The sequence below is a fragment of the Methylorubrum sp. B1-46 genome (assembly GCF_021117295.1).
GTDB lineage: Bacteria > Pseudomonadota > Alphaproteobacteria > Rhizobiales > Beijerinckiaceae > Methylobacterium.
Map to the genome: position 1 here is coordinate 641,322 of NZ_CP088247.1, position 20,130 is coordinate 661,451.

Consider the following 20,130-nt stretch of genomic DNA (forward strand, 5'->3'; position numbering starts at 1 on the left):
TACGCCTTGCGCCGCAGCGCCAGGGGTGATCGGCGCAAGGCCGGTATCCGGCAGGAACCGCCGAGTGGGGCGCGCCGTCCTCAGCCGAGGCTGGCGAGGAAGCGGACGGCCGCGCCCCGCGGATCGGGTCCGCGCATCGCGCCGCCCATCACCGCGACGCCGGCAGATCCGGACTCCCGGCAGGCGCGGGCGTTATCCGCGTCGATCCCGCCGAGCGCGAAGACCGGTAGGCGGTGGACCGAGGCGGCACGAAGCGCATTGAGGCCGAGGGCGGGGCCGTAGCCAGGCTTGCTCGCGGTGGGGAAGATCGGACTGAGGGTGGCGTAGTCGGCGCCCGCCGCCGCCGCCGCCGCCGCGATCTCGGCAACCGAATGGGCCGAGAACCCGATCAGCGCAGCGGGGCCGAGACGTTGCCGCGCTGCGTGGATCCCCTCGATCCCGCCCGAGCCCGTCAGGTGGACACCGTGTGCGCCCGTCTCTGCCGCGAGATCCACGTCGCCGCCGACGACGAGATAGCCGCCGGCCGGCGCCAGGATCGCGATCAGGTCGCGGGCGAGATCTAGCCGTGCGTCGCGTCCGAGATCGCGGTCGCGCAGCCAGACGAAGCGGGCACCGCCCGCCACCGCCGCGCGGACGGTCTCACGCAGCGGCCGGTCGGCGCCGTGGCGATCGGTGACGACGAGGAGGGGTGGAAGCGCCACCTGCCCTCACGACCCGACGAGGCCGAGCTGCGGGCTCGACGGCTCGGCCCGGCCACGGCGCGGGATGCGCCCGGCGCGGTGGGCGAGGCGGCCGCCCTCGACGGCGTGGCGCATGGCAGACGCCATCCGCACCGGATCGTCGGCCTTGGCGACCGCGGTATTGATGAGGCAGGCCGCCGCCCCGAGTTCCATGGCGATCACCGCGTCCGAGGCGGTGCCGATACCGGCATCGACGATCACCGGCACCTTTGACCGGCGGCAGATCAGCTCGATATTGGCCGGGTTGGCGATGCCCATGCCGGAGCCGATCAGCGAACCCATCGGCATCACCGCGGCACAGCCGAGATCGGCCAGCCGCTCGCAGATCACCGGATCGTCGTTGCAGTAGGGCAGCACCGTGAATCCGTCATCGACGAGGTGGCGGCAGGCTTCGAGCAGCTCGGTCACGTCCGGATAGAGCGTCTCGCGGTCGCCGATCACCTCGACCTTGATCCAGTTGGTGCCGAGCGCCTCGCGGGCGAGTTCGGCGGTCATGATCGCGTCGCGTGCCGTCTCGCAGCCGGCGGTGTTGGGCAAGAAGCGGGCGCCCTTCAACTTCTGAAAGGTGTCCGAGCCGTGGCCCTGGAGTGAGACCCGGCGGATCGAGGCGGTGACGACCTCGGCGCCCGAGGCCCGCACCGACTGCGCCATGATCTCCTGGCTCGGATAGCCCGCCGTGCCGATGAACAGCCGCGAGGCAAGCCGCACGCCGGCGATCTCCAGCGCGTCGTCCCCTTCAGCGGATGTCTGGGCGAGGGTGGTGTCGTGATGGTTCATGCGCTCAGCCTCCCTGCATGGCGCGGACGATCTCGATGCGGTCGCCCTCGTTGAGGGCTGTCTGGCCCCAGGCGGTTTTCCGCACGACGCGGCCGTTGACGGCGATGGCGATGCCTTCAGAACTCTCGATGCCCCGCTCCTCGGCTTCCGCCGCGAACAAGGCGGCAAGGTCCGGCACCTCGCGCTCGCAAGGCTCTCCGTTGACGGTCAGCCTCATGCCACGGCCCTCCCCCGGTTCTCGTTTGACGCGAAGCGCGCGCGGCCGAAGCCGCGGGCGAAATCCGGCAGCGCGCCCTCGCCGACGAGGGCCGCGACCGCGTCGGCGGTGGCGGGCGCGAGCAGGTAGCCGTTGCGGTGATGGCCGGTGGCCACCACGAGGCCGGGTGCAGCCTCCTCGATGATTGGCGCGTCGTCGTCCGAGGTCGGGCGGAAACCGCTCCAGACCGCATCGATTTCCATCTCCTCGATGCCGGGCAAGACGCGACGCGCCCCTTCGAGCAGGGCGAATAGGCCGCCCGCGGTGACGCCGCTGTTGAAGCCGCAATCCTCCACGGTCGCGCCGACGATGAGGTGCCCGTCGCCCTTGGGCGCCATGTGCACGGCGTCGGTCCAGACCATGCGGGAGAGGGTGCCGGTGCGCCGGGTGGTGCGCAGCGCCAGCGACTGACCCTTGAGCGGGCGCACCGGAAGCGCGAGGTCGTCGGGCAGCAGGCCCGCCTCCCCGCTCCAGGCACCGGCGGCCAAGATCACCGTCTCGGCTGCGAGCACGCGGCCATCCGCGCGTAGACCTGTGACGCGCCCGCCCTGGCGCTCCAATCCTTCGACGGCGACATCCTCGACGATGGCGACACCCGCCGCCTCGCAGGCGCAGAGCAGCGCCTCCATCACGAGGCGGGGATCGACCTGCGCATCCAGCGGACAGAGGATGCCGGCGGTGACGTTGGGGCGCAGCAGCGGCTCGCGGGCGCGCACCTCCGGACCGGAGAGCCACTCGGCGGCGACGCCCGAGCGCCTCTGCAGGTCGTGGCGGAAACGCAGACGCTCCACCTCGTCGCGGCCGATGGCGATGACGAGCGTACCGTCCGCGCGGTAATCGATGACTTGGCCGGACGCCGCCTGGAGCGCGTCGCGAAAGGCCGGCCAGCGGCGCAGGGATTCGAGCGCCAGTGGCAGCAGCAGGTCGGAGCCGGGCTCGTGCTCGGCGGCCGGAGCGAGCATGCCGGTGGCGGCGAGGCTCGCACCGCTGCCGACGCGTCCCCGCTCCACCACGGTGACCGAGCGCCCGGCCTGCGCCAGCCGCCACGCGATCGACAGGCCGATCAGCCCGGCCCCCACGACCGCAATGTCGGCGCGCTGCGGCAACGCGGCCGTGCGCGGGCGTATCGCGAGGGAGCGGCGCTGGCCGATCGGCGAGGTCAGCAAGTCGGACATCGAAAAAACGGGCCTTCCGCGGATCTGCCCGCAGGAACCGGCACCATGTGCTTCTCGAAGAAGCGGGGGTCCGCTCGAATGAGCGACCCTCAGGTCCAATCCCTACGCCGGTATGAGCCGGATCAGGTTCGAAGGATTTCCGCGCTGCCGGTGACGGCGATAGCGGTTTCTCAGCCCCTTGTCGGGGATCTCCCTGGAACATCCCGGATGTGGGCCCAGTCGGTCGCGCGGTCAATCCCTTCCGGATTGGGATCGAACAAATCAGCCTACGCACCGCACCGTCAGCCGTGCACGGGCCGGTGGCCGGCGGCGCATTCTCGAAAGAATTATTCGGCGGCTGCGGCCTTCGCGGCCGGCCGGCGACCGGGGCGATAGACTGTCATCGGCTCCTCGAAGCCGTCGAGGGCATGGCTCCCCAGCGGCTCCGGATCGCCCCAGAGGAAGTCCACGAACGGCTTCGACATCAGGAGCGGTTCCTGAAGCGTGCGGTTGAGCCGCGCGAGGCGGCTTGCGAGGTTCACGTCCCGGCCGATCACCGTGAAGTCGAGCCGGGTACCGGAGCCGACATTGCCGTAGGCCGCCTCGCCGTGATGCAGGGCGATGCCGGCATCCACCGCCGGCTCGCCCTCGCCGAAGCGTCCGACCGCATTCGCCTCGGTGAGCGCGGCGAGCGCCGCCTCGGCGGCCGTGAGCGCGCTCTTGGCCGCGCCGCCGAGGTCGTCGCCCGACTCGCGGAAGATCGCGAGCAGGCCGTCGCCGAGATATTTCAGCACCTCGCCGCCCTCCCGCTCGATCGGCGGGACGAGACAGTCGAAGAAGGCGTTCAGGAGATCGACCGCGCCCTCCGGCGTCCGGTCGGCGGACAGGCGGGTGTAGTCGCGCATATCCGCGAACAGGATCGCCGAGCGGATGCGGCGCACCTGCCCGCGCCGGATGTCGCCGGACAGGATCGCCCGGTGCGGCTCGTCGCCGACATAGATCCGAAGCACCGTATCGAGCTGCTTGTTGAGCAACCGCATCTCCATCACCGCGGCGAGCGCGGGCATCACAAAGCGCAGGATCGCGATGTCGTCGTCGCGAAACCCGCCCTCGGCGCGGGTGGCGAAGGTGATGCCGTTCTTGGTGCCGTTGGTGAAGATCAGCGGAGCGATGAGGTAGTGGGTGTACCCGGCGGCCTTCAGTTCGGGAATGATCGCGAAGGCATTGTCGGGGGTCTTCGCGAGATCGAGGCTCAGCCACTCGCCGGATCCGTGGACGGCGTAGAACGGGCTCGCCTGATACGCTTTCGCCGAAACCTCGCCGTGGGGAAACAGCCGCACCGTGGAGCCGGCACCCCGCGTCCAGACGCGGCCGACGCCCGAATACTCGGAATGCAGCGTGTCGATGGCGGTGGAGGCGCGGTCGATCGGTACGCCGATGGCGTTGAGACGTTCGGCCAACCCCGCGAGCAGATCGTCGGCCTTCGGCAGCCGAGCGCCCTCGCCGAGTAACCAGTCGCGGATGCCAACGCAGGGTTGAAGTGCTCCGAACGGGACGTCCTCGGCTTCCGATCCGTCGGCGAGGGCCGTCGGCATTGGTCTCGGGGCGTCCGCGTCGCGCATCGGGGGAAGGTGGGTCCTCGGGTCGCCAAAGCAAGGCTTCGCACCCGTCACGAGACGTGCGCGACGTCCGCGACCGGGGAAGGTCTTGCCCTGGCCGGGCGGCGCAGGGGATCGGCTTGGCCGCATCGGGACGGAAGGCCGGGACGCGATGCGGCGGCCCAGCGAGCATGCATCGGATCGAGACGCCGGATCAAGCGATCGGGACGCAGCGTCAACCTGTGCCATGTCAGCCGTGTGGCCCTGTACTGGAACCGCAAGGCCGGCGAGACGCGCTTCGAAGTGGCATCGGTTTCTCAGTCATAGTCGCGCAGGGCGAGAGCGGAGACGGCCGTCCTGCGCGGCCACGGCGAACGTTGCCCAGTCGAGAGGCACTGAGCGCGACGATCTGGTGGAGCAACCTGCTTGCGATTGCGCGCAACCATCCTGATAAGAGCGCGTGCCGTCCCACGAGGGAGGCAGGAGTTCATCGGCTTCTACCCGTGGCGACCCAGTCCTTCACCTTCACCTCGACGAACGAGGCCAACGGTTTCGACGGCTACCGGACGCTGTATGCCGCCGGATCGGATGTCATGGCGACGCAAGCCGCGTTCCGTGCCGAGGTGGAGGGGTATCGCTTCGGCCGGATGAACGTGTTCGAGCGGAACGTGAGCGGGGTCGAACATAGCCGCGATCCCGCTCGCGTCCGCCGCGACGGCTTCGACCACTTCACGCTCCAGCTCCTGCGCGACGGCAGCTTCCTCGGCGGCGGCCCCGATGCGGAGCGCCGTCTGGCTCCCGGCGACATCATCCTGTTCGACCTCACCCGGCCGCAGCGCTCGCGCTTCGATGCCGCGCGGACCGTCACCGTCAGCCTTCCCCGCGACTTGGTGGAGCGGGCGGCGCCCGAGGCGCGACGCTTCCACGGGCAGGTGCTGCCGGAGGCGGTATCGGGCCTCCTCGGCGACCTGATGGGCTCGCTCGCCCGGCGCGCCGCCGTCGCCACCGCGAAGACCACGGAGAGTACCGCCCGCGCCCTGGCCGAGTTGCTCGCCGGGGTACTCGGTCAGGTCCGGCCCGGAGACGAGGCCGCGCGTGCGATCCTCGCCGACCTGCGTCGGCGCCGAGCGGAAGCCTTCATCGAGGCGCGGCTGCACGAGCCGTCCCTCGATGCGGATGCGGTGGCTCGCGGCGCGGCCCTGTCCCGCAGCGCGCTCTACCGCCTGTTCGAGCCGACGGGCGGCGTTGCCCACCACATTCGGACCCGCCGCCTCGAACGGTTGGGTGCCGCTTTGCGCAACCCGGTCGAGATGCGCTCGATCACCACCCTCACTTTCGATCACGGCTTTGCCAGCGAGAGCCATTGCAGCCGGGCCTTCCGCGCGACGTTCGGTCTGCCGCCGGGCCGCTATCGCGCCGAGATGCGCCATTCGCGCGGCGGCGCATCGAGCGCACCGCTGCCCGGCGCGAGCGCCGCGAGCCTGATGTCCGCATGGTCGCGCACCCTCGCCTGACCGTGTGATCTCCTCCGCTCCCATCACCTCCCCGCCGGGTGCGGTGCCCGAGCGGGCCGGTCTCACGGGCTGGCCGCTCGTCACGCTGCTGGCCGCGATCCAGTTCGCGGCCTTTGCCGATCGCTTCCTCCTCACCCTGGTCGCCACCCCGCTCAAGCAGTCGCTGGGGCTGAGCGATACGCAGCTCGGCCTGCTTCAGGGCTCCGCCTTCGCCCTGCCCTACGCGCTCGCCCTGCCGCTGCTCGGCATCGTCGCCGACCGTGGGTATCAGCGCGGGCTCATCCTGGCCGGCCTCTCGCTCTGGGGGATGGCGACCTTCGCCAGCGGGCTCGCAGGCGGGTTCGTCGCGCTGCTCGCCGCGCGGCTCGCGCTGGGGCTGGGTCAGGCGGGGTTCGGGCCCGCCGCCCTCTCGCTGATCAGCGTGCATCTTCGCCCGGACCGGCTTGGACGGGGCCTCTCCGCGCTCACCGCCGCAGCCACACTCGGGCGCAGCTTCGCCCTGCTCGCGGGCGGCGCCGTGCTGGCATGGCTGACCGCGCGGGGCGGGCTGGCCCTACCCGGCCTCGAACCGCTCGGCCCCTGGCAGGCCCTGCTCATGCTCGCGGCGCTGCCGAACCTTCCTCTCGCCATCCTCATCCTGCGCATCGGGCCTCGTCGAGGACAGGAAAGGCGCGAGCCCCACGGATCACCGCTTCGAAGCGCGGTGCCCTGGATCGCGCGGCGACGGCGGGCGTACCTGCCCCATGCCTTTGCCGCGACGGCCGCGGTCCTGATGACCCAGACCCTCACCGCCTGGGCGCCGACCTTCTACGTCCGCGCTTTCAGTTTCAGCCCGGCGGAGAGCGGCCTGCGCCTCGGCCTCCTGGTGCTGATCGCCGCGCCGCTCGGCCACGCGGCAGGCGGGTTCGCCCTGGATCGGCTGCGCAGCGCCGGGCGCGTCGATGCCGCGCCGATGCTCCTGGCGCTCGGCCTGATCCTGGCCGTACCGATGACGGCACTGGCGAGCCTGAGCCCCGACCTGCCGCTGTCGCTCCTCGGCTTTGCCGGCCTCGTGGCGCTGCTCGGCTTCAGCAGCCCGCCGGGCCTCGCCGGCATCCAGCTCCTGACCCCGCGGAGGCTGCGCGGCCGGGTCAACGCGCTCTTCCTCGCGACCGTCACCCTGGCCGGCTTCGGCCTCGGGCCGCTCCTCGTCGGGCTGCTCAGCGACCACCTGTTCGGGGAGGCGGGCCTCGGGTTCGCACTCGTGGCTGTATACGCGCCCGTCGGCGGGCTCGGCGCCGTGGCCGCCCTGTTCGCCCGCCGCGCCTGGCGCCCGGCGCGACGCAGGACCCGCTGAAACGAGAACGGCCGCCCCGAGGGGCGGCCGGTTGGTGATCCGGATCAGTTGTCGAGGAAGCTTCTGAGCTTCCGCGACCGGCTCGGATGCTTGAGCTTGCGCAGGGCCTTCGCCTCGATCTGGCGGATGCGCTCGCGGGTGACCGAGAATTGCTGGCCGACCTCTTCAAGGGTGTGGTCGGTGTTCATGCCGATGCCGAAGCGCATGCGCAGCACGCGCTCCTCGCGCGGCGTCAGCGAGGCGAGCACGCGGGTCGTGGTCTCGCGCAGGTTCGACTGGATCGCCGCGTCGATCGGCAGGACGACGTTCTTGTCCTCGATGAAGTCGCCGAGATGCGAATCCTCCTCGTCGCCGATCGGCGTTTCGAGGGAGATCGGCTCCTTGGCGATCTTCAGGACCTTTCGCACCTTCTCCAGCGGCATGGCCAGCTTCTCGGCCAGCTCCTCCGGGGTCGGTTCGCGGCCGATCTCGTGCAGCATCTGGCGCGAGGTCCGGACGATCTTGTTGATCGTCTCGATCATGTGCACCGGGATGCGGATCGTGCGGGCCTGGTCGGCGATCGAGCGGGTGATCGCCTGCCGGATCCACCACGTGGCGTAGGTCGAGAACTTGTAGCCGCGACGGTACTCGAACTTATCGACCGCCTTCATCAGGCCGATATTGCCCTCCTGGATCAGGTCCAGGAACTGCAGGCCGCGGTTGGTGTACTTCTTGGCGATCGAGATCACGAGGCGCAGATTGGCCTCGATCATCTCCTTCTTCGCTTGGCGGGCCTCGCGCTCGCCCTTCTGCACCATGGCGACGATCTTGCGGTACTCGCCGATCTGCAGGCCGGTCTCGGAGGCGAGCGTCAGGATCTGCTCGCGCAGGTCCGCGACCTGCCGGCCGCCGCGCTCGACGAAGTTCTTCCAGCCCCGGCCGCCGAGCGTGGCGACGCGATCCATCCAGTTCGGGTCGAGCTCATAGCCCTGGTAGTGGCGCAGGAACTCGTCGCGGGCGACGCCGTGGTGCTCGGCGGCGCGCATCAGGCGGCCCTCATGCGAGATGAGGCGCTTGTTGATGTCGTAGAGTTGCTCGACCAGCGCCTCAATGCGGTTGGCGTTGAGCGACAGCGACTTCACGTCGGTGACGACGATGTCCTTGAGCTCGGCCTGCTTCTTGGTCTGAGCGGAGGTGACCGTGCCGCCGCCGGCCTTCAGGTCGGTCTCCTCGTTCTGGAGCTTGCGCAGCTTGCGGTAATTCGAGGCGATGTTGTCGAAGGTTTCGAGAACGCGCGGCTTGATCTCGGCCTCCATGGCCGCGAGCGACACGTTGTTCTCCATGTCGTCTTCGTCGTCGGCGCCTTCCGGCGGGACAGCGCCTTCGCCCTCCTCCGACTCCTCGTTCTCGCTCTCCGCTTCCGCCGGCGCGCCGCGAGCGGCGTCGGGGCCGGCATAGGTGGCTTCGAGATCGATGATGTCGCGCAGCAGCACCTTTCCGTCGACGAGTTCGTCGCGCCAGATGATGATCGCCTGGAAGGTCAGCGGGCTCTCGCACAGGCCCGCGATCATGGCCTCGCGGCCGGCCTCGATGCGCTTGGCGATCGCGATCTCGCCCTCGCGCGAGAGCAGCTCGACCGAGCCCATCTCGCGCAGGTACATGCGCACGGGATCGTCCGTGCGGTCGGTCGGCTCGCGGGTGGTGGGGGTTGCGACCGCGACGGCGCGCGAGCCGGAAGCCTCGGCGACCTCGCCGCCCTCCGTGCTCTCCTCCTCCTCGGCGGCCTCGCCGTTGGCCTTGGCCTCGGTCGTGGTCTCCTCGGATTCCTCCGCCTCGACCACGCGAATGCCCATGTCGTCGAGCTGCGCGAGCACGTCCTCGATCTGGTCGCCGTCGACCTGACCGTCCGGGAGGACTTCGTTGATCTCTTCGTAGGTGACGTAGCCGCGCTTCTTCGCGAGCTTGACCATCCGCTTGACGGCGGCATCCGTCAGGTCAAGGAGCGGGCCGTCCGTCGGTTGGTCCTGGGCGGCGTCCGCATCGTCCCGCTCGGTTGCCTTCGTTGCCATGCTCAGCCTATTATTCTCGTGGCGGCGCCGCAGGCTGAGCCTGCGCGCTCCGCGAAAGACCCGTCGCAATGTCGTGGAATGGCGCGCTTGTCGAGTGCCCGCGCCGATTCTCGTTGCATTCGCTCTTACTTGCCGTGCGTTGACCGACCGTTAACCAAGTCGGCCTTCCGCCGCCGTCACCCTCCGGTCACGCCGGCACGAATTCATTCCTCCTGAGAGACCTCCGCTTCCGCCTCGGCCGCGGCGATCACTGCCAATTGCTGCTGCACGTCGCATAGCCAAGCGAAATTGGCCTCGGACCCATCCTCGGCAAGAGCTCTCTCAGCTTGGTGGAGTTCGCTATGTAGCGCGCCCGTCTGCCGGTGCAAGATCACGGCCTGATGCAGGGTATGTTCCAGACGCTGCGGGTCGGCGTTCGGATCGAGCATCCAGCGGTCGCCCGGATTGACCAGAGAGAACAGCCGGGCATGCGCCTCTTCGAGCCCGGCCCGGCGCAAGCGTGCCTCCAGCAATTCGGGCTCCGGCGTGCCGGCCTCCGCCGCCCGGTCGAGCAGCAGGGTGCGCAGTGCGCTGGCATCCGGGTTGACGAGTTCGAGGGCGGCGAGCGCCTCTTCCTCGATCCCGAGCAACTCCGGGTGCGCGAGCAGGCTCATGACGATCATCGCCTCGCGCTTGGCGGCGCGTCCGCCGGCGGCCGGCACCATGGCCGCGATCTTCAGAAGTGGATTGAAGCCGGTGGTGATGCGCGGCGAGGGCGGCGGATCGCCGGGGCGCGGTCGGCGCTGGAAGGGCGTGCCGCGTGGCCCCGCCGGGCGCCCTCCGGCCGCGCGCTCTGACCGTCCGCCGGAAAATCCTCCGGCCGATCCGCCGGTCAATCCCCGCAGCCGCTCCTCGATGTCGTCGCGATAGAAGCGGCGCACGGTCTCGTCGCGGATGCCGGCCACCGCCTCCCGCAGCGTCCGGGCGAGCCCGGCCCGGCGCTCCGGCGTGTCGAGGCTGGCCGCCTCGGTCTCGCGGGCCCACAGCATCTCGACCAGCGGCCGCGCGCTCGAGAGCACCGCCTCGATCGCCGGGGGGCCGCCGGCGCGCATCAGATCGTCCGGGTCCTGGCCCTGCGGCAGCCTCGCGAGGCGAAGCGACTTGCCGGGCTCCAGCATGGGCAGGGCGACGTCGAGCGCGCGGAAGGCGGCGCGCTGGCCGGCCCCGTCGCCGTCGAAGCAGAGGATCGGCTCGTCGGCGTGGCGCCAGAGCAGGGCGAGTTGGTCCTCGGTGAGCGCCGTGCCGAGCGGCGCCACGGTCTCCGGATAGCCGGCGAGCGTCATGGCGATGACGTCGACATAGCCCTCCACCGCGATGATCCGGCTCCGGTCATGCGCACTCTTCCGGGCAGCATGGAGGTTGTAGAGCATCCGCCCCTTGTGGAAGAGCGGCGTCTCCGGCGAGTTCATGTACTTCGCCTTGGCCTCCGCCTGCATAGCCCGGCCGCCGAAGGCGACGACCCGGCCGCGGATGTCGAGGATCGGAAACATGATCCGGTCGCGGAACTTGTCGTAGGGGACGTTCACCCCCTCGGGCGCGGCGAGCAGGCCCAGTTCCAGCATCAGGTCGCGATCGACGCCCTTGCCCGCGAGGAAGTCGCGCAGGGCGTAGCGCCCCGACAGGGAATAGCCGAGCCGGAATTTCTGGCGCGTGGCTTCGCTCAAGGCGCGTCGGTCGAGATAGGCCCTCGCCTCGGCCCCGGCGGGCCCGCGCAACTGCTCCTCGAAATAGGCGGCGGCCAGCTCCATCACTTCGAGAGCGCCCTTGCGCCGCTCCTCGGCCTGCTCGCTCTCCACCGTCATCTTCGGCAGGGTGACGCCGGCCTCGCCGGCCAACCGCTCGACGGCCTCGGGGAAGCTCAGGCCCTCCGTTTCCATGACGAACTTGAAGATGTCGCCGTGCTTGCCCGACGAGAAGCAGTGGTAGAACTGCTTCTGGTCGTTCACGTAAAACGAGGGCGTCTTCTCGGCGTTGAACGGCGACAGGCCGCGCCACTCGCGGCCGGCCTTCTTCAGCCGCACGCGGCGGCCGACCACCTCGGAGGCGGGCACCCGGGCGCGGATCTCTTCGAGAATGTGGGGCGGGTAGCGCACGGGGGCTCTGCTTGAAGCGGATCGCGTGGACGACGAGGACCGGCCTTGCGGGGTGCAGTTTAGCGCGGGGGCGCCTGACCGACTGTTAATGCCGTCCGGCGGTGACGACGAGTCACCGGAAGATGTGTGGCAGCCGGCCATCGGGCGTTTGCGGAGCATCGCGATGTGATGCGGTTTCTGGTTGATCACGTCGGTTCCATGCCTTGCCGTCATCGCGAGGCGGAGCCGAAGCGATCCAGGGCGCGACCTCTCCGGATTGGGCTGCGCCCTGGATTGCCACGGCTTCGCCTCGCAATGACGGAGAGGCCCCCGAAGCAACGAGGCAGACGCCGTATGAGAGGTTCCGCGCGGAGCTTTCGCACGAGCGATGCGTTGGCGGCGCGATGACGAACGCCTCGCCTGCTCCCCGCCGCGGCATCGCCCGCCGTCCCCTCCTCGGCCTTGTCCTGCTCGGGGCATGCCTCTCGAGGGCACGGGCCGACGATGACATGTCCGCGGTGCTCGATCCTGCGGCACGGGTCGAAACCCTCTACGACGAAGGCGAATGGTGCGAAGGGCCGGTCTGGGCCCCCGCGCTCGGCGGCCTCGTCTTCAGCGACGTGCGGCGCAATCGGATGATGCTGATCCGCGAGCGTGGCGGCGCGGAGGTGTTTCGCGCGCCCTCCAACAACGCCAACGGCAACGCCGTCGATGGGCAGGGGCAGCTGATCACCTGCGAGCACCGCACCTCGCGGGTGGTGCGGCGCGAGCACGACGGCGCCCTGACCGTCCTGGCCGAGCGCTTCGATGGGGGCCGGCTCAACTCGCCCAACGACGTGGTCGTGGCGCGCGACGGCGCGATCTGGTTCACCGATCCGACGTTCGGGATCACCCAGGCCGAAGAGGGCACGCCGCGCGCCACCGAGCAGAAGGGGCGCCACGTCTTCCGCCTCGCGCCCGATGGGACCCTCGCGGTCGCGACCTCGAACTTCGTGCAGCCCAACGGCCTCGCCTTCTCGCCCGACGAGCGGGTCCTCTACGTCTGTGAATCGGGCGCCGCGGCCGGAGAGAAGGCGCCGAGCGAGATCCGCGCCTTCGATGTCGCCGACGGCCGGCTCGCCAACGAGCGCGTCTTCGCCCGCGTGGCGAAGGGCGTCCCGGACGGGGTGAAGGTCGATACCGATGGACGGGTCTATGCCGGCACCGGCGACGGCGTGCGGATCTGGTCGGCCGATGGCCGCCCGCTCGGACACATTCCGACCGAGGGCCCCTGCGCCAACATCGCCTTCGGGGGGCCGGACGGGCGCAGGCTGTTCCTCTGCGCCGGCAAGCGGGTGCTCGCGGTCGAGACAAGGGTTCGCGGCGCGGCAGTCCGCACCTGAAGGAGACGACGATGACGAACCGACTCGCGCGCCGGACGCTGCTGACCGGCGTCGCCGCTGCCGCCTTCGCGCCGGCGATGGCGGTGCGCTCGGGTCTGGCGCAACCGGCGACCGGTCCGTTCGGCGCCCTCGAACTCGTCGTCGCCGCGCGGGCGCCGACGACGCCGACCGGACTGACGCTCTCCACCGAGGGCCGGATGTTCCTGTTCATGCCGCGCTTCGACGAGAAGACGGTGTTCACGGCGGGCGAGGTGTTTCCGGACGGGCGGGTCGTGCCCTATCCGAGCGAGGCGGCGAACCGACCCGATCCGGCGCGGCCCGCAGAGACGTTGTTCCACGTCCCCAACGGCGTGTTCGACCGGACAAACCGCCTCTGGCTGCTCGACGCCGGGCTGATGGCCTCCTCCGGCGAGCCGGTCCCGGGTGCGGCCAAGCTCGTTTGCATCGATCCGGCAACGAACGCGATCGTGCGCACGATCCCGCTGCAATCGGTCGTGACGAAGACCTCCTCGCTGAACGACCTGCGGGTCGATGTGCGGCCGGGGCGCGAGGCGGCCTACATCACCGATCAGGGCCAGACCGGCGAGGGCGCGCTGATCGCCGTCGATCTCGTGAGCGGACGGGCCGTACGCCGGCTCGCGGCGCATGCCAGCACGCGATCCGTCGACGGTATCCTGAAGATCGTCGAGGGCCGGGTGCTGATGAAGCGCGAGGCCGACGGCACGACGAGCCCGATCAAGGGCGGTGTCAACGGCATCGCGCTGAGCCCGGACGGTGCGCGGCTGTACTACACGCCGCTGATGAGCCGGCGCCTCTATGCGGTCGAGACCGCCGCCCTCCTCGATGCCCGCAAGGACGACGCCGCCGTGGCGGCGACGGTGATGGATCTCGGTGAGAAGGGCCTGACCGGCGGTCTCATCGCCGATTCCCGCGATCGGATCTACCTGAGCCTGCAAGAATTCAACGGCATCGGCCGACGCGATCCGGACGGTCGGATCGAGGTCCTCGCCACGGATCGGCGGCTGATCTGGCCCGACACGTTCTGGATCACCGGCGACGGCTGGCTCTACCTGTCGTCCGCCCAGGCCAACCGCCGCCCGGAGCACAACGGCGGCATCGACCGGCAGGAGCCGCCCTACGCGATCTTCCGCATGCGGATCGACGCGGGGCCGGCGTGAGGGGGTTCAGTTCCACCGTCATCGCGAGTGTCCGCGAAGCGATCCAGCACCGCGACCCTTCCTGAAAAGGCGCGCCCTGGATCACCTCGGCTCCGCCTCGTGATGACGGAGCGATCGCCTATTTTGCTGCCAACGCGTCCTTCACCAGGGCGCTCGCGCGGCCGAAATCCATGCGGCCGGTATACTTGCCCTTCAGCGCGCCGATCACCTTGCCCATGTCCTTCGGGCTCTCGGCACCCGTCTCGGCGATGGCGTCGGCGATCGCCGCGCGGGTCTCGGCCTCGTCGAGTTGCTGCGGCAGGAAGGTCTGGATGATCTCGGCCTCGGCGCGCTCGCTCTCGGCGAGTTCGGGGCGACCGCCCTGCTCGTAGACGCCCGCGGCCTCCTGGCGCTGCTTGATCATCTTCTGCAGCAGCGCGAGGATCTCCTCCTCGCTCGTCTCGCCCTTGCCCTCGCCGCGCGCAGCGATGTCGCGGTCCTTGAGCGCCGCCTGGATCATGCGCACCGTCGAGAGCTTCTGCTTCTCGCCGGCCTTCATGGCCTCCTTCATCTCGGCGGTGATGCGCGCGCGCAGCATGGTGATCGAGCTCCAGTCAGATGATTCGGCGTGTCTGCCCTGCTTGTCCAGGGCATTGCGCAGGGCGGCCTCCGCGCCCAGATTGACCCGGGCGCGGCCGGCTCGCTATGAGCCCCGCGAGATATCGCCTTGCCCCGCGGCCCGGTATGCGGCCGCGCGAGGCGGCGGACATAAGCCGGATCGGACCCATGCTGCAAGACGAACCCGCGACCCTGCGCGCCGATCCCGCGCGCACGAACCCGGCGCCCAAGGCCCCCGAGCCCTGGAGCGAGCCGCTGGTGACGGCCCTGCTCGTGCTCGCCGACGGCACCGTGCTCGAAGGCTTCGGCATCGGCCAGACCGGGGTTGCCGACGGCGAGGTCTGCTTCAATACGGCGATGACGGGCTATCAGGAGATCCTGACCGACCCGTCCTATGCCGGGCAGATCGTCACCTTCACCTTCCCGCATATCGGCAATGTCGGCACCAACGACGAGGATCTCGAGAGCCTCGAGGCGGCACCGGCCTCCGGTGTGCGCGGCGCGGTGATCGCTTCGGCGGTGACGAAGCCGTCGAACTGGCGCTCCTCCTCGCATCTCGACGGCTGGCTCAAGGCCCGGGGCATCGTCGGCATCACCGGCATCGACACCCGCGCCCTGACCGCGCTGATCCGCGATCGCGGCATGCCCAATGCCGTCATCGCCAACGATCCCGGCGGACAATTCGACCGCGAGGCGCTGAAGGCCCGCGCCGCCGCGCTCGCGCCGATGGAGGGCCTCGACCTCGTGCCGCCGGTGACCTCCCGCGAGACCACGGCCTGGACCGAGACCGTCTGGGCGGTGAAGGGCGGCTACGGCTCGCGCGCGCCGGGCCAGGGCCTCAAGGTCGTGGCCATCGATTACGGCGTGAAGCGCAACATTCTGCGCCTGCTGGCGGAAGCCGGCTGCGATGTCACCGTGGTGCCCGCCACGACCAAGGCCGAGGACATCTTGGCGCTGAAGCCGGACGGCGTGTTCCTCTCCAACGGCCCCGGCGACCCGGCCGCCACCGGCGAATACGCCGTGCCGGTGATCCGCAAGCTGCTCGACGAGCGGGTGCCGACCTTCGGCATCTGCCTCGGCCACCAGTTGATGGGCCTCGCGCTCGGCGGGCGCACGGTGAAGATGGGCCAGGGCCACCACGGCGCGAACCATCCGGTGAAGGATCACACCACCGGCAAGGTCGAGATCGTTTCGATGAACCACGGCTTCGCGGTCGATCCGAAAAGCCTGCCCGAGACAGCGGTCGAGACCCACGTCTCGCTGTTCGACGGCTCGAACTGCGGGCTCTCGCTCACCGACCGCCCGGCCTTCTCGGTGCAGCACCACCCGGAGGCCTCTCCGGGCCCCCGCGACAGCCACTACCTGTTCGAGCGCTTCGTGAAGCTGATGCGCGAGAACCGGCCCAAGACAGTGGCGTAACAGGCTTTAACGGCGGCCCAGCGCCGCCGTTCCCGGCCTCGTCACAAAAAACCCCACCTTGCCCGGCATCTCCCGATTCATGGCCGGATCGGACAAGAATCAGCGGCCGGTACAATTGGGGGTTTGCCGGATGACGCTCGACGACGCGCGCGACGACTTCTCGCGCCTGCATCGCCTGTTCACCTTCCACCTCGGCGTGGCGGTCAGCCTCGCGTGGCTGACGACGTTCTACGCGGCGGCCTCGGCGCCGTGGGTGCGCAACATCCGCGCTCTGATCGACCCGACCGGCCCGGTGCGGATCGAGAGCACGCTCTCCTACCTGTTCGTGATGCCGGCCGTGCTGACGCTGGCCTGGGCCTCGGCCTACTTCGGCCGCGAGACCATGCGCCGCTTCCAGACCCTGCCGAACCAGACGCTCGAATTCGCCGCCGCGGCGATGGTGGCTTTCGGGGTGTTCTACCTGTCGATCGACCGGGCAGTCGCCGTCATCAGCGTCGGGTTCTGAGGATCCCGCTCACGTGTCGAAATCCTCGCGCCCGATATCGCGGTACCCGCTGAGGACGCGGACAAGTTCAATTCCTGACTGTCTCGGACAGTAGAACAGCACGGAGCTTCCCACGGGGAAGCTCCGCAGATCGTCGGACAACTCAGCCCGAAGTCGCCCGGCCTCGGGATGATTGGCCAGCATTGCCAAGACAGCCTCGATTCGATCGAGGACACCGTCGGCTGCGGTCTCATCCCTATCGGCGATGTAATCCCACAGATCGAGGAGATCCTGCCGCGCAAGGGGCCGACGAACGACGTCAGCCACGCGCAGCGTTTGTCCTTCCGGCGCGTCGCCGAGCGCGGGCTTCGGCCTTGATGGCATCCATATCGAGCGGTTCCGCCGGACCGCTATCGAGCCCGTCCTGAATGTCCCGACGCAAGGCTTCCAGCTTGGCGAGACGCGTCTGCTCGCGCTCCTCCATCAGCCGCAGACCATCACGCACGACTTCACTCGCGGAAGCGTAGCGGCCGCTGGCGACAAGGCTCCTCACGAATCGCTCGTAATGGTCTCCCAACGTGTAGCTCGATGCCATGGCAGGACCCTCGCCACCCTCGAAGATAGCACTTTATGCTATCTTACGGGTGTTGCCGCGGCGGAACAATGGGAATGCGCCGCGCACGTGGGATCGTGCTCGCTCCAACGAAATGCGGTGACTCCTCACCCCTCCACCAATCTCCTGACCGCATCCTCGGCGAGCAGCCGCACGAGCCTCTGCTCCGCCGCGGCATCCCCGGCGAGGACGACACCGCCGCAAACGGTGTCGCGGCCGGTAAAGGCGTAGCGCAGCACCGGCACAGGCCTCAGGCCGCCCGTTCCCGTCGCGCAAAAGCCCTGCATCGCGCCCGGCCGGTCGTTGCGGCCAATGGCGGCCTCCAAGCCCGCGGGCTGGCCCTTCAGCGGCACGGCGAAGACGTCCAGGCGCCGCCCCTCCCCTTGCGCCAGCGCCCGGCGAGGGCTCGCGAGGGCGACGAGCGTATCGGGGGCAAGATGCAGCCGCCCCTCGAACGAGAGGGCCCGGCCGGGCCGGGCGAAGCGGTCGACCACCGCCATCCCGCTCAGGTCGTCGAGCACGAGGAAGAGGCGGGCATGGGCATAGTCGGGCCCGTGCACCGTGGTGGCGAGCCGCAGCGCCTCGGCCCCATCGAGCGCGACATGCGCCGTCAGCAGACCCGACCCGGCCACCGTCTCGCGCCCGTCCGGAACGGCGACATTGTGGGCACGGGCCGAGAGCAGGTGGTGGCGCGCCGGGCCGACCTCGACGCCCTCGGCGCCCCCGCCCTCCACGATCCAGCGCCGCGCGCCGGTGGCGAAGGTGAAGGAGGTGCAGTCGCGGTGCCCGTGCGGCGACTGCGCCGCGTAGGTGAGGGCGAAATGGCCCCAGCCGCGCTCCGGCCCGTCGTGGCGCAGGGCGAGCAGGCCGGCGGTGCGGCCCTGCGGAGCCGAGGCCGCGTCGCGCTCCGCCACGAGATCGCGGTCCTGCGCTGTCAGTCGGGCGATCCAGGCGGCATGGTCGAGGCCGGCGGGCGCGTCGCCGAAGGGCGGTAGCCGTCCGCCCGGATCGAGCAGCCCGGCCACCCCAGGCAGCGCCGCCTCGACACGGCGGCGGATCGTCGGACCGGGCTCGGTCTCGCCCAGCGCCGCAGCGATCGCTTGCCCGAGACTCAGAAGATCGAGGCGCCGCACCGGTGAGGCTTCGGCGAAGGCCCCGTCTTCGGGAAGGAGCGCGTCGAAGCCGTGGGCGAGACTGTCGCGGGCGAGCCTGTCCCAATGCGCGGCGAAGGCGAAGCCGGGAAGCGCCCGCGCGAGCGCGAAAAGGGCAGCCGCCGCCTGAAGGCCGTGCAGGGCGCGGGCCAGGGTGTTCTGCCCGACGATCTCGGCCAGTGCGAAGCCGTGCCTCGCGGCCTCTGCCGCAGTCTCGGCACGGGCGGGCTCGTCCTCCTCCGCGATGAGGCGCGCGAGCACGCCGCCGCGGGGCGCGAGTGCCGCCGGGTGCAGGCTCAACCCGTCCGCCGGCTGACCCCAGGGATTGGCCCGCGACCACGCCGCGGCGAGGCTGCGCGCGCGCATCCCGCCTCCGGGAAGCGCGGCGAGCGGCAGCAGCCAGGACAGAGATTGGTAGGCGAGGCGCCACGCCACCGAGCGAAACGGGTCCTCGCTCCAATCGGGCGCCGCGGGCAGGGTCCAGTCGGGCAGACCGGCAAGGCTCAGGATCACTCCGTCGCCCTCGATGCGCGCGCTCCGGTCCGGTCCGTCGCGCAGCGCGCGGGCTCGGACGAGGATCGTCGCGGCTTCCGCGCCGGAGCCCGCCAGCCACGCGGCGGGCACCCCCTCGGGCAGGCCGAGCCGGTCGGCGAGGCGAGCGAGGAAGGCCGGCGCATCGAGAAGGTCGTCGTCGCACAGGCTCTCGAGGCGGAAATCGTCCTCGAGCGCCAGTTCAAGCAAACCGATCAGTTCGACATCGGCCGCCTCCGGCGCGTCTTCCCAGACGCCGAAATCCAGTTCGACCGCGGCGGCACCGGGCGGCGGGCGCAGGGCCAGGGTGAAGCGACGGGCCTGCGGCTGGGCCGAGAGGTTGATGACCGCCCCGAGCCCCGGCACGGAGACCGCGTCGGCGTAGGGCGGCGCGATCTCCGTGCCCGCCCGGTCCCGGTAGAGGAGCCGCACGCGGGCGGCATGCTCGTCGACGCGCGCCGCGTAGATCTGCCCGCGCAGCACCAGGGCAAGCTCCTCGGCCAGGACATAAGTCAGCTTCATCCCGTCGCCGGCCAGCGGGCGCCGACGCGGTCCCGGCACGAGATCAGGCGGACCGGGGCGCAGCACCGGTTCGGTGATGACGACGTCGCGGCTGTTCTTCCACGAGCGCAGGGTGACGCTGACGCCGCTCGCCTGATCGGGCACGCGGAAGGCGATCCGGAAGGGTTCGGCATCGACGAGCGACGGTCCCGGAATCCAGGCGACCTGCGGGTCGAGCAGGCTGCGGGCGAGCCCCGGCACGTGATCGAGGTCGAGGCTGGAGCCGTCCGCTGCCAGGAAGTCGAAGCCGGCGGCGATAGCATCGACGGCGAGCGCCGCCTCCTCGTCGTCCGCGAAGGCGAGGCCGAATTGCAGGCAGGCCCAGGTGCCGGGAGCGAGATCGGAAAAACTCAATCCCACCCGCGAGAAGCGATTGTTGGAGGTGATGCGGTGCAGCCCCTCGCCTCCCCCCGGCCCGGCGCCCCCGGCATAGCGAGCTAGGGCCGGCAGAAGCAGGGTCGCGCCCAAGGCGCCGTCATCCGCTTCGGAGGCCGTCGCACCGGCCCGCTGATCGATCTGGTCCATCACCTGCAGGCGCTAACGCGAGGACCGCGCCTGTCAAGGCACGAGCCAGCCTCGTGCAAGATTGCCTACCTAAACCTCCCATCCGACGCAGGGTCCACCATCCGGGCATGCCCCGCGTCCCGTGTTTCTCCGGAGCCCTTGGGATGGGGGCGTTG

At 70.3% G+C, this 20,130-nt stretch carries 17 protein-coding genes and 1 riboswitch; of the genes, 6 read left to right on the forward strand and 11 right to left on the reverse strand.

Annotated elements, in window-relative coordinates; all coding sequences use genetic code 11:
• Positions 1 to 80 precede the first annotated feature (80 nt).
• From LPC10_RS03115 to LPC10_RS03135, 5 genes are all read right to left on the reverse strand, one after another.
• Positions 81 to 701 (reverse strand): thiamine phosphate synthase, encoded by a 621-nt coding sequence (locus LPC10_RS03115; protein WP_231345415.1) that lies wholly within the window; start codon positions 699 to 701, stop codon positions 81 to 83.
• 6 nt (positions 702 to 707) lie between these two features.
• Complete coding sequence (locus LPC10_RS03120; RefSeq protein WP_231345416.1) at positions 708 to 1,517, reverse strand: thiazole synthase; 810 nt, start codon at positions 1,515 to 1,517, stop codon at positions 708 to 710.
• A 4-nt stretch (positions 1,518 to 1,521) separates the two neighbouring features.
• Positions 1,522 to 1,734 (reverse strand): sulfur carrier protein ThiS, encoded by a 213-nt coding sequence (thiS, locus tag LPC10_RS03125; protein ID WP_231345417.1) that lies wholly within the window; start codon positions 1,732 to 1,734, stop codon positions 1,522 to 1,524.
• Positions 1,731 to 2,948 carry a glycine oxidase ThiO gene (thiO, locus tag LPC10_RS03130; protein WP_231345418.1) on the reverse strand — a complete coding sequence of 406 codons (1,218 nt, stop codon included), beginning with the start codon at positions 2,946 to 2,948 and terminating at the stop codon, positions 1,731 to 1,733. The genes thiS and thiO overlap by 4 nt, the downstream gene beginning before the upstream one ends.
• 81 nt (positions 2,949 to 3,029) lie before the next feature.
• Positions 3,030 to 3,152: riboswitch (TPP riboswitch) on the reverse strand.
• A gap of 122 nt (positions 3,153 to 3,274) precedes the next feature.
• Positions 3,275 to 4,549: an adenylate/guanylate cyclase domain-containing protein gene (locus tag LPC10_RS03135; protein WP_231345419.1), complete on the reverse strand. Its 1,275-nt coding sequence runs from the start codon at positions 4,547 to 4,549 to the stop codon at positions 3,275 to 3,277.
• Between the two features lie 479 nt (positions 4,550 to 5,028).
• Between LPC10_RS03135 and LPC10_RS03140 the strand changes: the two genes are divergently transcribed.
• Positions 5,029 to 6,039, forward strand: coding sequence for a helix-turn-helix domain-containing protein (locus LPC10_RS03140; RefSeq protein WP_231345420.1), 1,011 nt, complete (start codon positions 5,029 to 5,031; stop codon positions 6,037 to 6,039).
• A 7-nt stretch (positions 6,040 to 6,046) separates the two neighbouring features.
• A complete protein-coding gene (locus tag LPC10_RS03145; RefSeq protein WP_370644712.1) occupies positions 6,047 to 7,375 on the forward strand; it encodes an MFS transporter in 1,329 nt (442 codons plus the stop codon).
• A 44-nt stretch (positions 7,376 to 7,419) separates the two neighbouring features.
• Here the strand turns inward: LPC10_RS03145 and rpoD are convergent, their stop codons facing one another.
• Positions 7,420 to 9,423, reverse strand: a complete 2,004-nt coding sequence (gene rpoD / locus LPC10_RS03150) for an RNA polymerase sigma factor RpoD (protein WP_231345422.1) — start codon at positions 9,421 to 9,423, stop codon at positions 7,420 to 7,422.
• A 203-nt stretch (positions 9,424 to 9,626) separates the two neighbouring features.
• Positions 9,627 to 11,555, reverse strand: coding sequence for a DNA primase (gene dnaG, locus LPC10_RS03155; RefSeq protein ID WP_231345423.1), 1,929 nt, complete (start codon positions 11,553 to 11,555; stop codon positions 9,627 to 9,629).
• Between the two features lie 383 nt (positions 11,556 to 11,938).
• On the opposite strand from dnaG, the gene LPC10_RS03160 reads away from it, so the two are divergent.
• Both LPC10_RS03160 and LPC10_RS03165 read left to right on the forward strand, forming a co-directional pair.
• Positions 11,939 to 12,916, forward strand: a complete 978-nt coding sequence (locus LPC10_RS03160; protein ID WP_231345424.1) for an SMP-30/gluconolactonase/LRE family protein — start codon at positions 11,939 to 11,941, stop codon at positions 12,914 to 12,916.
• 11 nt (positions 12,917 to 12,927) lie between these two features.
• Positions 12,928 to 14,094, forward strand: a complete 1,167-nt coding sequence (locus LPC10_RS03165; RefSeq protein ID WP_231345425.1) for a major royal jelly family protein — start codon at positions 12,928 to 12,930, stop codon at positions 14,092 to 14,094.
• Positions 14,095 to 14,212: 118 nt separating this feature from the next.
• On the opposite strand, the gene LPC10_RS03170 is transcribed toward LPC10_RS03165, so the two are convergent.
• Positions 14,213 to 14,671 carry a GatB/YqeY domain-containing protein gene (locus LPC10_RS03170; RefSeq protein WP_231345426.1) on the reverse strand — a complete coding sequence of 153 codons (459 nt, stop codon included), beginning with the start codon at positions 14,669 to 14,671 and terminating at the stop codon, positions 14,213 to 14,215.
• A 188-nt stretch (positions 14,672 to 14,859) separates the two neighbouring features.
• On the opposite strand from LPC10_RS03170, the gene carA reads away from it, so the two are divergent.
• Positions 14,860 to 16,110 (forward strand): glutamine-hydrolyzing carbamoyl-phosphate synthase small subunit, encoded by a 1,251-nt coding sequence (gene carA / locus LPC10_RS03175; protein ID WP_231345427.1) that lies wholly within the window; start codon positions 14,860 to 14,862, stop codon positions 16,108 to 16,110.
• A gap of 130 nt (positions 16,111 to 16,240) precedes the next feature.
• Positions 16,241 to 16,615 carry a hypothetical protein gene (locus LPC10_RS03180; RefSeq protein WP_108938663.1) on the forward strand — a complete coding sequence of 125 codons (375 nt, stop codon included), beginning with the start codon at positions 16,241 to 16,243 and terminating at the stop codon, positions 16,613 to 16,615.
• 9 nt (positions 16,616 to 16,624) lie between these two features.
• Here the strand turns inward: LPC10_RS03180 and LPC10_RS03185 are convergent, their stop codons facing one another.
• The 3 genes from LPC10_RS03185 to LPC10_RS03195 all read right to left on the reverse strand — a co-directional run bounded on the left by LPC10_RS03185 (position 16,625) and on the right by LPC10_RS03195 (position 19,975).
• Positions 16,625 to 16,921, reverse strand: coding sequence for a type II toxin-antitoxin system RelE/ParE family toxin (locus LPC10_RS03185; protein ID WP_231345428.1), 297 nt, complete (start codon positions 16,919 to 16,921; stop codon positions 16,625 to 16,627).
• A complete protein-coding gene (locus LPC10_RS03190; protein WP_231345429.1) occupies positions 16,914 to 17,189 on the reverse strand; it encodes a type II toxin-antitoxin system ParD family antitoxin in 276 nt (91 codons plus the stop codon). The genes LPC10_RS03185 and LPC10_RS03190 overlap by 8 nt, the downstream gene beginning before the upstream one ends.
• Before the next feature lie 125 nt (positions 17,190 to 17,314).
• Positions 17,315 to 19,975, reverse strand: coding sequence for a heparinase II/III family protein (locus LPC10_RS03195; protein WP_231345430.1), 2,661 nt, complete (start codon positions 19,973 to 19,975; stop codon positions 17,315 to 17,317).
• Positions 19,976 to 20,130 lie beyond the last annotated feature (155 nt).

Bases quoted from the DNA above. Each gene is read 5' to 3' on its own strand.
- LPC10_RS03120 (WP_231345416.1), bottom strand. From the start codon at position 1,517: ATGAACCATCACGACACCACCCTCGCCCAGACATCCGCTGAAGGGGAC.
- thiS (WP_231345417.1), bottom strand. From the start codon at position 1,734: ATGAGGCTGACCGTCAACGGAGAGCCTTGCGAGCGCGAGGTGCCGGAC.
- thiO (WP_231345418.1), bottom strand. From the start codon at position 2,948: ATGTCCGACTTGCTGACCTCGCCGATCGGCCAGCGCCGCTCCCTCGCG.
- LPC10_RS03135 (WP_231345419.1), bottom strand. From the start codon at position 4,549: ATGCGCGACGCGGACGCCCCGAGACCAATGCCGACGGCCCTCGCCGAC.
- rpoD (WP_231345422.1), bottom strand. From the start codon at position 9,423: ATGGCAACGAAGGCAACCGAGCGGGACGATGCGGACGCCGCCCAGGAC.
- LPC10_RS03160 (WP_231345424.1), top strand. From the start codon at position 11,939: ATGACGAACGCCTCGCCTGCTCCCCGCCGCGGCATCGCCCGCCGTCCC.
- LPC10_RS03165 (WP_231345425.1), top strand. From the start codon at position 12,928: ATGACGAACCGACTCGCGCGCCGGACGCTGCTGACCGGCGTCGCCGCT.
- LPC10_RS03170 (WP_231345426.1), bottom strand. From the start codon at position 14,671: ATGCTGCGCGCGCGCATCACCGCCGAGATGAAGGAGGCCATGAAGGCC.
- carA (WP_231345427.1), top strand. From the start codon at position 14,860: ATGCTGCAAGACGAACCCGCGACCCTGCGCGCCGATCCCGCGCGCACG.
- LPC10_RS03180 (WP_108938663.1), top strand. From the start codon at position 16,241: ATGACGCTCGACGACGCGCGCGACGACTTCTCGCGCCTGCATCGCCTG.
- LPC10_RS03190 (WP_231345429.1), bottom strand. From the start codon at position 17,189: ATGGCATCGAGCTACACGTTGGGAGACCATTACGAGCGATTCGTGAGG.
- LPC10_RS03195 (WP_231345430.1), bottom strand. From the start codon at position 19,975: ATGGACCAGATCGATCAGCGGGCCGGTGCGACGGCCTCCGAAGCGGAT.